The organism is Pseudonocardia sp. (assembly GCF_035305885.1).
Taxonomy (GTDB): Bacteria; Actinomycetota; Actinomycetes; order Mycobacteriales; family Pseudonocardiaceae; genus Pseudonocardia.
In genome coordinates this window covers 113846-127317 of sequence record NZ_DATGOP010000065.1, presented here as the reverse complement: position 1 = coordinate 127317, position 13472 = coordinate 113846, and the positions used below count along the sequence as shown (strand labels likewise).

The following is a 13472-nucleotide window of genomic DNA, read 5'->3' as shown; positions in this document are numbered from 1 at the left end:
GGCGTGGGCCACGGGCCCCGGCGGAGGCGGCACGGGCCTCGCGATGACGGGCGCGTCCGTACTCGCCGCCGAGCTCGCGGCAGGCGGCGACCACGCGGGCGCGTTCGCCCGGTACGAGGCGACGATGCGCCAGGCCGTCGCCAAGGCGCAGCGGCAGGCCCGCCACGCGGGACCGTTCCTCGCGCCGCCCACCGCGGCGAGGATCCGCAGGCGCAACCTGGTCTACCGGGTGTTGTCGAGCCGGGCGTTCCGGCCGGCGTTCACGCGGCTCGCGGAGAGGGCGGCGAGCTAGGCGGTGGGGAAGTTGTCCACATCGTTGTTCAGAATTCCCCAGTTCTCAGGTTGATCTCGGCGCTGTCTCGGGCCGGTGGGCCTCCTGGCGGCGCCCCGATCGTGCGGGGCCGCTCCGCACAGGTCGAGGGTGCCTCCGGGGTCGCCGCCGCGCGATCGCTGCCGCGGCCCTCGACCTGCGAGTCTTCACGGCTGCTACGGGCAGGCCTTCGCCGGGCAGTCCCGACCCCCGCTCGATTTCGGGAAGGTGGCCACCCTGCACCGCCGGGTTCCGCGGAACCCGAATTCGGGCCCCGAAATCGTCAGACCCGGGCGTCATCGTTGCCTCGAACACAGGTGATGAGGTGTGCGCGATACCCGGCGCCGTCGTTCCTGCGGCCTGCTCCTCCTGCTGAAGCACCACGAGAACCGGTGGTGGACGAGTTCCGCGGAACCCGGGTCAGACCGGCCGCTGACATGCGAACGGGGCCGGTCACCTCCACGGGAGAGAGGTGGCCGGCCCCGTTCAGCGGCATCGGGCGGCCCGGCCGGGGGCCGTGGCCCCCGGCCGGCTCGCGCCTACCTAGCGGTAGTCGCGCCCGAAGTCGTAGTCGTCCAGCGGCACCGCGGCGCCGCTGCCCGTGCCGAACACGTCCGGGCTGTAGTAGCCGTCGTCGTAGCTCGGCAGCGCGTAGGCGGCCGCGCGGGCCTCCTCCGTGGGCTGGACCTGGATGTTGCGGTACCGGTTGATGCCGGTGCCCGCGGGGATCAGCTTGCCGATGATCACGTTCTCCTTGAGCCCGACGAGCTTGTCGCGCTTCCCGTTGATCGCGGCATCGGTGAGGATCTTCGTGGTCTCCTGGAAGGAAGCCGCGGACAGCCACGACTCCGTGGCCAGCGAGGCCTTCGTGATCCCCATGAGCACCGGACGGCCGGAGGCCGGCTCGCCGCCCTCGGCCACCGCCTTGCGGTTGGCGGCCTCGAACTCGGCGCGCTCGGCCAGCGCACCGGGCAGGAACTCCGTGGAGCCCGAGTCGATGATCGTGACCCGGCGGAGCATCTGCCGGATGATGACCTCGATGTGCTTGTCGTGGATGTCCACGCTCTGCGTGCGGTACACCTTCTGCACCTCACGCACCAGGTGCAGCTGCACCTCGCGCGGGCCCATGACGCGCAGCACCTCGTGCGGGTCGGCCGTGCCCTCGAGGAGCAGCTGGCCCACCTTCACGTGGTCGCCGTCCTGCAGCGGCCGCTCGACCCCGTCGACGGTGGTCATCGCCAGCCACTGCCGCTTCGACAGCTTGTCGTAGACGATCTCCTCGCTGCCGTCGTCCGGCGTGAGGGTGATCTTCCAGAACCGGTCGCCGTCCTCGATGTGGATCGTGCCGTCCACGTCGGCGATCGGCGCCTTTCCCTTCGGCACGCGGGCCTCGAACAGCTCCGTGACGCGGGGCAGACCGGTGGTGATGTCGTCGCCGGCGACACCACCCTGGTGGAACGTGCGCATCGTCAGCTGCGTGCCGGGCTCACCGATCGACTGCGCGGCCACGATGCCGACCGCCTCGCCGACGTCCACCAGCTTGCCGGTGGCCATCGAGCGGCCGTAGCACATGGCGCAGATGCCGGTGGCCGACGCGCAGGTCAGCGCGCTGCGCACCTTGATCGTCTTGACGCCGGCCGCCACCAGCGCGTCGAGCGCCGGGTCGCCGATGTCGTCGCCCTTGCGGACGATGTACTCGCCGTCGGGCCCCTGGACGTCCTCGGCGGCCGTGCGGGCGTACACCGAGGTGCGCACGAACCGGTGCGGGATGAGCGACCCGTCGGCCAGCTCCTCGGTGACCGGCATCGTGATGCTGCGCTCGGTGCCGCAGTCGGTCTCGCGGACGATGACGTCCTGCGACACGTCCACCAGGCGCCGGGTCAGGTAACCCGAGTCGGCGGTACGCAGCGCCGTGTCGGCCAGACCCTTCCGGGTGCCGTGGGTGGAGATGAAGTACTCACCCACCGACAGGCCCTCGCGGAAGTTGGACTTGATCGGCCGGGGGATGTACTCACCCTTCGGGTTGGCCACCAGACCACGCATACCGGCCAGCTGCCGGACCTGGGTCATGTTGCCCGCCGCGCCCGACTTCACGATCGTCGGGATCGGGTTGTCCTCGGGGAAGTGCTCCTCCATGGCCTTGGCCACCTCTTCGGTGGCCTGCGTCCAGATCTTGACCATCTCGTCGTTGCGCTCCTGGTGCGACAGGGCACCGCGCTGGTAGCGCTTGTTGATCTGGTCGGCCTTGGCCTCGTAGGCGTCGAGGATCTCCTGCTTGTTCGGCGGCACGACCACGTCGGAGATCGACAGCGTGACGCCGGAGCGCGTGGCCCAGTAGAAGCCGGCCTCCTTGAGGCGGTCGAGCACCTGCGCGACCTCGGTCATGGAGTACCGCTCGGCCAGGTCGTTGATGATCGTGGCCTGGCGCTTCTTGGGCAGCTCCTCGTTGACGAACGGGTAGTCGTCGGGCAGGAGCTCGTTGAACATGACCCGGCCGAGGGTGGTCTCGGCGAGCCACGGGTCGCCCGGCTGCCAGCCGTCCTCGGCCAGCTTCGCAGCCAGCTCCGGCGGCGGGACGACGCCCTTCAGCCGGATCTTGCACGGCGCCTGCAGGTGCAGGGTCTTCCGGTCGTAGGCCATGATCGCCTCGGCCGGCGAGGAGAACACCAGGCCCGCGCCCGGGGCGTCGTCGCGCTTGCGCGTCAGGTGGTACAGGCCGGTGACCATGTCCAGGCGGGGCATGGCCAGCGGGCGGCCCGACGCGGGCGACAGGATGTTGTTGCTCGACAGCATCAGCACCCGGGCCTCGGCCTGCGCCTCGGCCGACAGCGGCAGGTGCACCGCCATCTGGTCGCCGTCGAAGTCGGCGTTGAACGCCTCGCAGACCAGCGGGTGCAGCTGGATGGCCTTGCCCTCCACCAGCTGCGGCTCGAAGGCCTGGATGCCGAGGCGGTGCAGCGTGGGCGCGCGGTTGAGCAGCACCGGGTGCTCGGAGATGACCTCCTCGAGCACGTCCCACACCTGCGAGCGGCCGCGCTCCACCATGCGCTTGGCGGACTTGATGTTCTGCGCGTGGTTGAGGTCGACCAGCCGCTTCATGACGAACGGCTTGAACAGCTCGAGCGCCATGCCCTTGGGCAGGCCGCACTGGTGCAGCTTGAGCTGCGGGCCGACCACGATGACCGAACGGCCGGAGTAGTCGACGCGCTTGCCGAGCAGGTTCTGGCGGAACCGGCCCTGCTTGCCCTTGAGCAGGTCGGACAGCGACTTGAGCGGGCGGTTGCCCGGGCCGGTGACCGGACGGCCGCGACGGCCGTTGTCGAACAGCGCGTCGACGGCCTCCTGCAGCATCCGCTTCTCGTTGTTGACGATGATCTCGGGCGCGCCGAGGTCGATCAGCCTCTTGAGGCGGTTGTTGCGGTTGATGACCCGGCGGTACAGGTCGTTCAGGTCGGAGGTCGCGAAGCGGCCACCGTCGAGCTGCACCATCGGGCGCAGGTCCGGCGGGATGACCGGCACGCAGTCGAGCACCATGCCCATCGGGCTGTTGCCCGTGGACTGGAACGCCGCGACGACCTTGAGCCGCTTCAGGGCGCGGAGCTTCTTCTGCCCCTTGCCGTTGCGGATGGTCTCGCGCAGGCGCTCGGCCTCGCCGTCGATGTCGAAGTTCTGCAGCAGCGTCTGGATCGCCTCGGCGCCCATGGCGCCGGTGAAGTAGTCGCCGTAGCGGTCGTAGAGCTCGCGGTAGAGCCCCTCGTCCGCGATCAGCTGCTTCACCTCGAGCTTGGTGAAGGTGTTCCAGATCTCCTCGAGCCGGTCCAGCTCGCGCTGGGCCCGGTCGCGGATCTGGCGCATCTCGCGCTCGCCGCTCTCCTTCACCTTGCGGCGGACGTCGCTCTTGGCGCCCTCCGCCTCCAGCTCGGCGAGGTCGGCCTCGAGCTTCTGCGCCCGCGCCTCGAGGTCGGCGTCACGCCGCTGCTCGACGCGCTTGCGCTCCACGCTCATCTCGTTCTCGAGCGTGGACATGTCCTGGTGCCGCAGCTCCGTGTTCACCGAGGTGATCACGTACGCCGCGAAGTAGATGATCTTCTCGAGGTCCTTCGGGGCCAGGTCGAGCAGGTAGCCCAACCGGCTCGGGACGCCCTTGAAGTACCAGATGTGCGTGACCGGGGCGGCCAGCTCGATGTGGCCCATCCGCTCGCGGCGCACCTTGGCGCGGGTGACCTCCACGCCGCAGCGCTCGCAGATGATGCCCTTGAACCGGACGCGCTTGTACTTGCCGCAGTAGCACTCCCAGTCCCGGGTGGGGCCGAAGATCTTCTCGCAGAAGAGCCCGTCCTTCTCCGGCTTGAGGGTGCGGTAGTTGATGGTCTCCGGCTTCTTCACCTCGCCGTGCGACCACTGGCGGATGTCCTCGGCGGTGGCCAGGCCGATGCGAAGCTCGTCGAAGAAGTTGACGTCGAGCAAGATGTGTCCTTCTCGTTGTCTCGGCTCTGGGCGGGTCAGTTGACGACGTCGTCGAGCGTCGTCGAGTCGGAGCCCGGCCGGCTGGACAGGTTGATGCCCAGGTTGGCGGCGGCCCGCTCGAGGTCCTCGTCGTCGCTGTCACGCATCTCGATCGCCGCACCGTCGCTGGAGAGCACCTCGACGTTCAGGCACAGCGACTGGAGCTCCTTGAGGAGCACCTTGAACGACTCCGGGATGCCCGGCTCGGGGATGTTCTCGCCCTTGACGATGGCCTCGTACACCTTCACGCGGCCCACCACGTCGTCGGACTTGATGGTGAGCAGCTCCTGCAGGGTGTAGGCGGCGCCGTACGCCTGCATGGCCCAGCACTCCATCTCGCCGAACCGCTGGCCGCCGAACTGGGCCTTACCGCCCAGCGGCTGCTGCGTGATCATCGAGTACGGGCCGGTGGAGCGCGCGTGGATCTTGTCGTCCACCAGGTGGGCCAGCTTCAGGATGTACATGTAGCCGACGGCCACCGGGAAGGGGAACGGCTCGCCGGAACGCCCGTCGAACAGCGTGGCCTTCCCGTCGGGGCCGACCATCCGCTCGCCGTCGCGGTTGGGCCGCGTGGAGGCGAGCAGGCCGGTGATCTCGTCCTCGCGCGCACCGTCGAAGACCGGGGTGGCGGTGCGGGTGCCCGGAGGCATCGAGTACAGCTCCTCGGGGAGCTTCTCGGCCCACTCGGGCTTGCCCTCGATCTCCCAGCCGGAGTGCGCGATCCACCCGAGGTGGGTCTCCAGGATCTGGCCGATGTTCATGCGGCGCGGCACGCCGTGGGTGTTGAGGATGATGTCCACCGGCGTGCCGTCCGGCAGGAACGGCATGTCCTCGACGGGCAGGATCTTGCCGATCACGCCCTTGTTGCCGTGGCGGCCGGCGAGCTTGTCGCCGTCCTGGATCTTGCGCTTCTGGGCCACGTAGACGCGGACGAGCTCGTTGACGCCGGGCGCCAGCTCGTCGTCGTCGTCGCGGGAGAAGACGCGGATCCCGATGACCTTGCCGTTCTCGCCGTGCGGCACCTTCAGCGAGGTGTCGCGGACCTCGCGGGCCTTCTCGCCGAAGATCGCACGCAGCAGGCGCTCCTCGGGGGTCAGCTCGGTCTCGCCCTTCGGGGTGACCTTGCCGACGAGGATGTCGCCCGGCTGCACCTCGGCGCCGATGCGGATGATGCCGCGCTCGTCGAGGTCGGCGAGGACCTCCTCGGAGACGTTCGGGATGTCCCGGGTGATCTCCTCGGCGCCCAGCTTGGTGTCGCGGGCGTCGATCTCGTGCTCCTCGATGTGGATCGACGTCAGCACGTCGTCCTGCACGAGGCGCTGCGAGAGGATGATCGCGTCCTCGTAGTTGTGGCCCTCCCACGGCATGATCGCCACGAGGAGGTTCTTGCCCAGGGCCATCTCGCCGTCCTGGGTGCACGGCCCGTCGGCGATGACCTGGCCGGCCTCGACGCGCTGGCCCTCGTCGACGATCGGCTTCTGGTTGTTGCACGTGCCCTGGTTGGACCGGCGGAACTTGTTCAGCCGGTACGTGGTGCGCGTGCCGTCGTCGGCCATGATCGTGATGTAGTCGGCGCACAGCTCCTCGACCACACCGGCCTTCTCGGCCACCAGCACGTCACCGGCGTCGACCGCGGCGCGCAGCTCCATGCCCGTGCCGACCAGCGGGGCCTCGCTGCGCAGCAGCGGCACCGCCTGGCGCTGCATGTTGGCGCCCATCAGCGCGCGGTTGGCGTCGTCGTGCTCGAGGAACGGGATGAGCGCCGTGGCCACCGACACCATCTGCCGCGGCGAGACGTCCATGTAGTCCACCGCGGCCGGCGGGACGAGGTCGAGCTCGCCGCCCTTGCGCCGGACGAGGACCCGCTCCTCGGCGAAGTTGCCCTCCTCGTCGAGCGGCGAGTTGGCCTGCGCGACGACGAAGCGGTCCTCCTCGTCGGCGGTGAGGTAGTCGATCTGGTCGGTGACCCGGCCGTTCTCCACCTTGCGGTACGGCGTCTGGATGAAGCCGAACGGGTTGACCTGCGCGTAGGTGGACAGCGACCCGATCAGGCCGATGTTCGGACCCTCGGGGGTCTCGATCGGGCACATGCGGCCGTAGTGGCTGGGGTGCACGTCGCGCACCTCCATGCCGGCCCGCTCCCGGGACAGACCGCCCGGGCCCAGCGCGTTGAGCCGGCGCTTGTGCGTCAGCCCCGCGAGCGGGTTGTGCTGGTCCATGAACTGGGACAGCTGCGAGGTGCCGAAGAACTCCTTGATCGCCGCCACGACCGGGCGGATGTTGATCAGGGTCTGCGGCGTGATGGCCTCGACGTCCTGCGTGGTCATGCGCTCGCGGACGACGCGCTCCATGCGGGACAGGCCGACGCGGACCTGGTTCTGGATCAGCTCGCCGACGGTGCGGATGCGCCGGTTGCCGAAGTGGTCGATGTCGTCGACCTCGACCGGGATCTCCTTGTCGCCGACCCGCATCGTGGTCTCGCCGGCGTGCAGCCGGACCAGGTACTCGATGGTGGTGGCGATGTCCTCCTCGGTGAGGATGCCCACCGAGAGGTCGATGTCCAGGCCGAGCTTCTTGTTGGCCTTGTAGCGGCCGACCTTGGCCAGGTCGTAGCGCTTGTCCTTGAAGAACAGGTTCTCGAGCAGCGTCTGGGCGCTCTCGCGCGTGGGCGGCTCGCCCGGGCGCAGCTTGCGGTAGATGTCGAGCAGCGCCTCGTCCTGGCCCGCGGTGTGGTCCTTCTCCAGCGTGGCGAGGACGGTCTCGGAGAACCCGAACCGCTCCCGGATCTGCTCGTTGGTCCAGCCCAGCGCCTTGAGCAGCACGGTGACCGGCTGACGGCGCTTGCGGTCGATGCGGACGCCGACGGTGTCGCGCTTGTCGACGTCGAACTCCAGCCACGCGCCGCGGCTCGGGATGATCTTGACCGAGTAGACGTCCTTCTCGGTGGTCTTGTCGATGGTGTGGTCGAAGTAGATGCCGGGCGACCGCACCAGCTGGGACACGACGACGCGCTCGGTGCCGTTGATGATGAACGTGCCCTTGTCCGTCATCATCGGGAAGTCACCCATGAACACCGTCTGGCTCTTGATCTCGCCGGTGGTGTTGTTGGTGAACTCCGCCGTGACGAACAGCGGGGCGGCGTAGGTCATGTCCTTGTCCCGGCACTCCTCGACGGAGGCCTTGACCTCGTCGAAGCGGGGGTCGGAGAAGGACAGGGACATCGAGCCCGAGAAGTCCTCGATCGGGGAGATCTCCTGCAGGATCTCCTCGAGCCCGCCGACCGGGTTCTCGTCGCCTGCGTCGATCCGGCGCTGGAACCACTCCTCCGAACCGATCAGCCACTGGAAGGACTGGATCTGGATGTCGAGGAGGTCGGGCACCTCGAGCGGCTCACGGATCTTCGCGAAGCTGACCCGGGTGGGCGCACCGGGGAAGTTCGGGTTGGCCGAGACGGCAGCGGGGGTCGCGAGGGGGCTGGTGGCGCGGGACGAAGCCAAGATGCGTCCTTCCGAGAACTGCGCTCTCGTCTGGCGGGCACCGGCATCCACGCGCTACCGTCTGCTCGTCCGCCCCGGGCGGGAGGTCCGGGGCGAACGGGCTCGCGGACTGGCGGGATGCGGCGCACGCCGTCTGTTGTCATGACGCGGCCATCGCCAGACGCACGTGGGCCCTGAAGGGACACCCTGGAGCGGGAGGACTCCTCGGACGCGCGCGGCTGGACGAGGGCAGCGCAAAGAGGCAGTCTAGCTGCAAATGCAGCCGCTGTCGAGACAGGTCGCCGAGACAACCATCGAGACCTAAGAGTGACTTGACGAGCGCGCCCCGTCAAGACTCTACGCGCCGGTAAGTGGTCCTTTTCGCGGGACGAACGGCACGGAGGGGCTCATCTAGCGGGCAAGTTGCCGCTCACCGACGGCCCCCCGCCCGTTGGGGTGATCTTCGGACGGGCCGCGTGGCCCGGGCACCGCCGCCCGCGCCGTCACCGCTCCGTCGCCGGACCGTGCCCACCCCGTCACCTCGGACACCCGACTCCCGGTCAGGCGGGCGCCGCCCCGCTTGACACCCCCGCGCGGCCGAGCTGACGATCAGCCGGCCGGGGGCGAGCTGGGGAGGACGAAGGTGTCCACGACGAGCATCTACGACGAACGTCCGTGGCTGGCGCGCTACGAGGAGGGCCAGCCGCACGACCTGGAGCTCGAGCACACCGACGCGCTGTCGATGTTCCGGGCGGCGCTGGAGCGCAATCCCGACGGCGACGCGCTGCGCTACTTCGACGGCCGCATCACCGTGCGCGAGCTCGACGAGCTGTCCGACGCGTTCGCGGTGGGCCTGCTCGACGCCGGCCTCACCGCGGGCGACCGGGTGGCGTTGTACCTGCAGAACGTGCCGCAGTTCGTCATCGGGCTGCTCGGCACGTGGAAGGCGGGCGGCATCGCGGTGCCGATCAACCCGATGAACCGCGCCCGGGAGCTGGAGCTGCTGCTCACCGACTCCGGCGCCCGGGTGCTGGTGTGCCTGCAGAGCCTGTACCGCGACGTCGCGGGCGAGGTGGTCGGGCGCACCGGCGTGCAGACCGTCGTCACCACCTCCGAGCTGGAGTACCAGACCCGCAACGACCCGCGGGCCTTCGGCGGGTCCGAGCGCATCGACGTGCCCGGCACGGTCGACATGGGCGAGCTGATCGCCCGCTTCCGCGGGCAGTCGCCGCCGCCGGTGTCGCTGTCGCTCGACGACGTCGCCTTCCTCACCTACACGTCGGGCACGACCGGCCCGCCGAAGGGCGCCATGAACACCCACCGCAACGTGGTGTTCAACAGCCAGGCCTACCGGCAGTGGTGCCACCTCACGCCCGACGACGTGGTGCTCGGGGTGGCGCCGCTGTTCCACATCACGGGGCTGATCGCGGGCGTCACCACGGCGCTGCTGCTCGGCGCGCCGCTCGTGCTGTTCCACCGGTTCGAGCCGTCGCTCGCGATCGACGTGATCCGCGAGGAGCGCCCGACGTTCACCGTCGGCTCGATCACGGTGTTCATCGCGCTGATGAACGCCCCGAACGCCGAGCGCGACGCGCTCGCGTCGCTCACGAAGATCTGGTCCGGCGGCGCGCCCATCCCGCCGTCGACGGTGAAGGCGTTCGCGGCGGCGTTCGGCCAGTACATCCACAACATCTACGGGCTCACCGAGACCACGTCGCCCTCGCACGGCGTGCCGCGGGGCGTCGAGGCCCCCGTCGACGACGCCTCCGGGGCGCTGTCGGTCGGGGTGCCGATCTACTCGACCGTCGTGCGCATCCTCGGCGACGACGGCGAGGAGCTGCCGCCCGGCGAGATCGGCGAGATCGTGACGAGCGGCCCGCAGGTCGTGTCGGGGTACTGGAACAAGCCGGAGGAGACCGAGCGCGCGATCCCCGGCGGGGCGCTGCACACCGGCGACGTCGGCTACATGGACGCGAACGGCTGGTTCTACATCGTCGACCGCAAGAAGGACCAGATCAACGCGGGCGGCTACAAGGTCTGGCCGCGCGAGGTCGAGGACGTGCTCTACGAGCACGAGGCCGTGCGGGAGGCGGCCGTGGTCGGCGTGCCCGACCCCTACCGCGGGGAGACCGTGAAGGCCTACGTGAGCCTCCGTCCGGGCCGCACGGCCACCGCCGACGAGCTGATCGCGTTCTGCAAGGAGCGGATGGCCGCCTACAAGTACCCCCGCCAGGTGGAGTTCCTCGACGAGATCCCGAAGACGGTCACCGGCAAGCTGCTGCGCCGCGAGCTGCGCGCACGGGGCTGAACGCGAAGCGGCACCCCCGCCCGGAACCGCTGGGCGGGGGTGCCGCTTCGGGTGCGCCGTGCCGCGTCAGGACAGGCTGACCTTGGCGCCGGCCTCCTCGAGCTTGGCCTTGGCGGCGTCGGCCGCGTCCTTGGCCACGCCCTCGAGGATCGGCTTCGGGGCGCTCTCGACGAGGTCCTTGGCCTCCTTCAGGCCCAGGCCCGAGACCAGCTCGCGGACGACCTTGATGACCTGGATCTTCTTGTCGCCTGCGGCCTCGAGGACGACGTTGAACTCGTCCTTCTCCTCGGCGGCCGGGGCGGCCTCGCCACCGGCGGCCGGAGCGCCGCCCGCGGCGGCCACGGCGACCGGGGCGGCCGCGGTGACGTCGAAGGTCTCCTCGAACTTCTTCACGAACTCCGACAGCTCGATGAGGGTGAGGTCCTTGAAGGCCTCGAGGAGCTCGTCGGTGGACAGCTTCGCCATGGTGGTGCCTCTCTGGGGTGTTGCTGAGCTGGGGTGGGATCAGGCCTCGGTGGCGGCGTCGCCGCCCTCTTCCGCGGCGCGCTTGTCGGCCAGCGCCTGGGCCAGGCGGGCGACCTGCGAGGCTGGGGCGGCGAAGAGGCCGGCGGCCCTCGCCATGGTGCCCTTCATCGCGCCGGCCAGCTTGGCCAGCAGGACCTCGCGGGACTCCAGGTCGGCGAGCCGGTTGACCTCGTCGACGGTCAGCGGGCGACCGTCCATGAAGCCACCCTTGATCACCAGGCCCTGGTTGGTCTTGGCGAACTCGCGCAGCGCCTTGGCGGCCTCGACGGGCTCGCCCTGGATGAACGTGATCGCCGTCGGGCCGACGAGCAGATCGTCGAGCCCTTCGATGCCCGCCTTCTGCGCGGCGCGCTTGACCAGCGTGTTCTTGGCGACGCGGTAGGTCGCACCGTCGCCGAGCGACCGGCGCAGCGTCGTCAGCTGGGACATCGTCAGGCCGCGGTACTCGGTGACCACCGAGGCGGACGCGCCCCTGAAGTTCTCAGCGATCTCTTCGACCGCAGCGACCTTGTCGGGTCGGGCCATCCTCGCCTCCTCTCGTCGTGGTCGGTGTCATTCCTGCGGTTCGCACCGTGGCGACCTCGGACACGACGACCTCGGAGACGACGAACGCCCCGGCGCAGGAGCGCACGGGGCGGAATCGAGGCGTGCGCGACGCACACCTCGAGATGACCTCGTCCTCCTGCGCGGGCCGCCCGCGGGTGCGGGGCCTTCGTGCGCCCCCGGGAGGGCGCAGACCTGCGGTCTTCGGTGGAACCGTCGACGAGGATACGCGACCGCGTCCCCGACCTGGCAGGTCGGGGTCTCCTACAGGGGCGTCACGGCCGCGATCTTCCAGCGGCCGTCCACCCGCTCGCCGGTGACCGTGAGCCTCCCCGCAGCGGCGAGCTGCTGCGACTCGGCGTCCGGTGCGGCGCGCGTGGCCAGCTGGTCGACGAACGCGACCACCACGGCCCGGTCGCCGGTGATCTCCTTGACCGCGGTGTGGGTCACCGTGGCCGACACCACGGCCTGCTGCTCCGGCGCCCGCGCCCTGACCTCGGCGAACAGCCGGTCGAACTCGGCGGCGAACGCGGGCGTGATCACCTCGCGCGCGGCCCGCTCGTTCTCGTCGAGCCGGGCGAAGTCGAACGAGTACACGGTCTCGACCGCGTCGGACAGCTGCGCCGCCACCTCGGCGGTGGCGCCCACGTCCACGAGCGCGGTGTTCGCCGCCGACGGGGCGCCGCGCAGCCGGGCGTCCTGGACGCCCGCGACCACGGCGACCGTGGTGAGCACGAGCGCCGCCACCGCGAGCAGCGGGACGGCCCGGCGCCGCACCAGCGCGACGAGCCGCGCGCCGCGGCCGGGGGCGGCTTCGGGGGCCTCCTCGCCCGCGGACGCGTCGCGGGTCTCGGTGGTCGTCTCGGGCTCGTCGGCCTCCTCGGCGACGACCGGCAGGCGTTCGGTCCCGTCGGCGGCCGGCTCGGCCTCCTCCCGGCGGGCGGGCTTGCCGCGCGGCTTGCGCCCGGGCTTCGGCGGCTTCTCCTCGGTGGGGACCTCGCGGTCGACCCGTTCGCCCGCGGGGGTGGGCTTCGGGCGGGCGGGCTTCGCCGCACCCCGCTCGGGCGCGGCGACGGTGAGCTCCGCGGGCTCCTCGACGCGCTCGGCGGGGCGGGCCGCGGTGGGCGCCATCCCGGCGACGCGGGGGCGGCGGGACGCGGCCGGGCGGGGACGCGGGGGACGCGGACGAGGTGGCATCGGGGCGCTCCTGTCAGCTCGGCGTGCGGACCGGGTGCACCCGGCTCGCCTTCCAGCCCTGGTCGGTGCGGGTCATCTCCAGCTCGAGCCGCTGGCGGGTGATGACGGGGTCCTGGCCCTCCGGCCGGACCTCGACGTCGACGGCGGCGAGCACCCGGGCGGTGCCCGCGCGCAGGTCCAGCTCGGCGACCGCCGCGTCGGGCACGGTGGCGACGGTGACGCGCTTGGCCTGCGTGACGACCTGCTCGTACTCCCCGCGCAGGCGGCGGAACTCGTCGAGCAGCGTGCCGGTGGACGACTGCTCCCACAGGTCCAGCCCGGCCGCGACGTCGCGGTAGTCGAGCGTGTTGATGTTGATGGCGGCCTGGCGCGCGTCGACCAGGACGACCTCGCGCTCGGCCGCGAGCTCGAGGTCGTCGTCGGTGGCCGCGAGGACCCACCGCACGCCGAAGAACAGGGCGGCGCACGCGGCGAGCGCCACCAGCGCCGCGAGCGCGCGGACGGGGGTGATCTCGACGCGGCGCCACGACGGCGCCCGCTCCGGGTCCTTCTGCTGCGTCGTGGGCTTCTCGAGGACGGTCATACGGCTCTCCGTCGGGGTCGGGGC

The 13472-nt window shown here is 70.7% G+C and carries 7 protein-coding genes and 1 pseudogene; 2 read left to right on the top strand and 6 right to left on the bottom strand.

Features of this window, described 5'->3' with window-relative positions:
- Nucleotides 1-292: pseudogene (locus VKZ81_RS13580) on the top strand (FAD-dependent oxidoreductase); the annotation flags it as partial.
- 561 nt (nt 293-853) lie between these two features.
- Here VKZ81_RS13580 and VKZ81_RS13575 read toward each other — a convergent pair.
- Both VKZ81_RS13575 and rpoB read right to left on the bottom strand, forming a co-directional pair.
- The gene (locus VKZ81_RS13575) at nt 854-4777 is read right to left on the bottom strand and encodes a DNA-directed RNA polymerase subunit beta' (RefSeq protein WP_324241880.1); all 3924 of its coding nucleotides are present in this window, start codon (nt 4775-4777) and stop codon (nt 854-856) included.
- A 35-nt stretch (nt 4778-4812) separates the two neighbouring features.
- Nucleotides 4813-8313 (bottom strand): DNA-directed RNA polymerase subunit beta, encoded by a 3501-nt coding sequence (gene rpoB, locus VKZ81_RS13570; RefSeq protein ID WP_324241879.1) that lies wholly within the window; start codon nt 8311-8313, stop codon nt 4813-4815.
- A gap of 622 nt (nt 8314-8935) precedes the next feature.
- On the opposite strand from rpoB, the gene VKZ81_RS13565 reads away from it, so the two are divergent.
- The gene (locus tag VKZ81_RS13565; protein ID WP_324241878.1) at nt 8936-10600 is read left to right on the top strand and encodes a class I adenylate-forming enzyme family protein; all 1665 of its coding nucleotides are present in this window, start codon (nt 8936-8938) and stop codon (nt 10598-10600) included.
- Between the two features lie 66 nt (nt 10601-10666).
- On the opposite strand, the gene rplL is transcribed toward VKZ81_RS13565, so the two are convergent.
- The 4 genes from rplL to VKZ81_RS13545 all read right to left on the bottom strand — a co-directional run bounded on the left by rplL (nt 10667) and on the right by VKZ81_RS13545 (nt 13448).
- Nucleotides 10667-11065: a 50S ribosomal protein L7/L12 gene (rplL, locus tag VKZ81_RS13560; RefSeq protein ID WP_324241877.1), complete on the bottom strand. Its 399-nt coding sequence runs from the start codon at nt 11063-11065 to the stop codon at nt 10667-10669.
- 39 nt (nt 11066-11104) lie between these two features.
- Nucleotides 11105-11650: a 50S ribosomal protein L10 gene (gene rplJ / locus VKZ81_RS13555; RefSeq protein ID WP_324241876.1), complete on the bottom strand. Its 546-nt coding sequence runs from the start codon at nt 11648-11650 to the stop codon at nt 11105-11107.
- Between the two features lie 282 nt (nt 11651-11932).
- The gene (locus tag VKZ81_RS13550; RefSeq protein WP_324241875.1) at nt 11933-12799 is read right to left on the bottom strand and encodes a hypothetical protein; all 867 of its coding nucleotides are present in this window, start codon (nt 12797-12799) and stop codon (nt 11933-11935) included.
- Between the two features lie 79 nt (nt 12800-12878).
- On the bottom strand, nt 12879-13448 hold the full coding sequence (locus tag VKZ81_RS13545; RefSeq protein ID WP_324241874.1) for an Rv1363c family protein: 570 nt from the start codon (nt 13446-13448) through the stop codon (nt 12879-12881).
- Nucleotides 13449-13472: the final 24 nt, after the last annotated feature.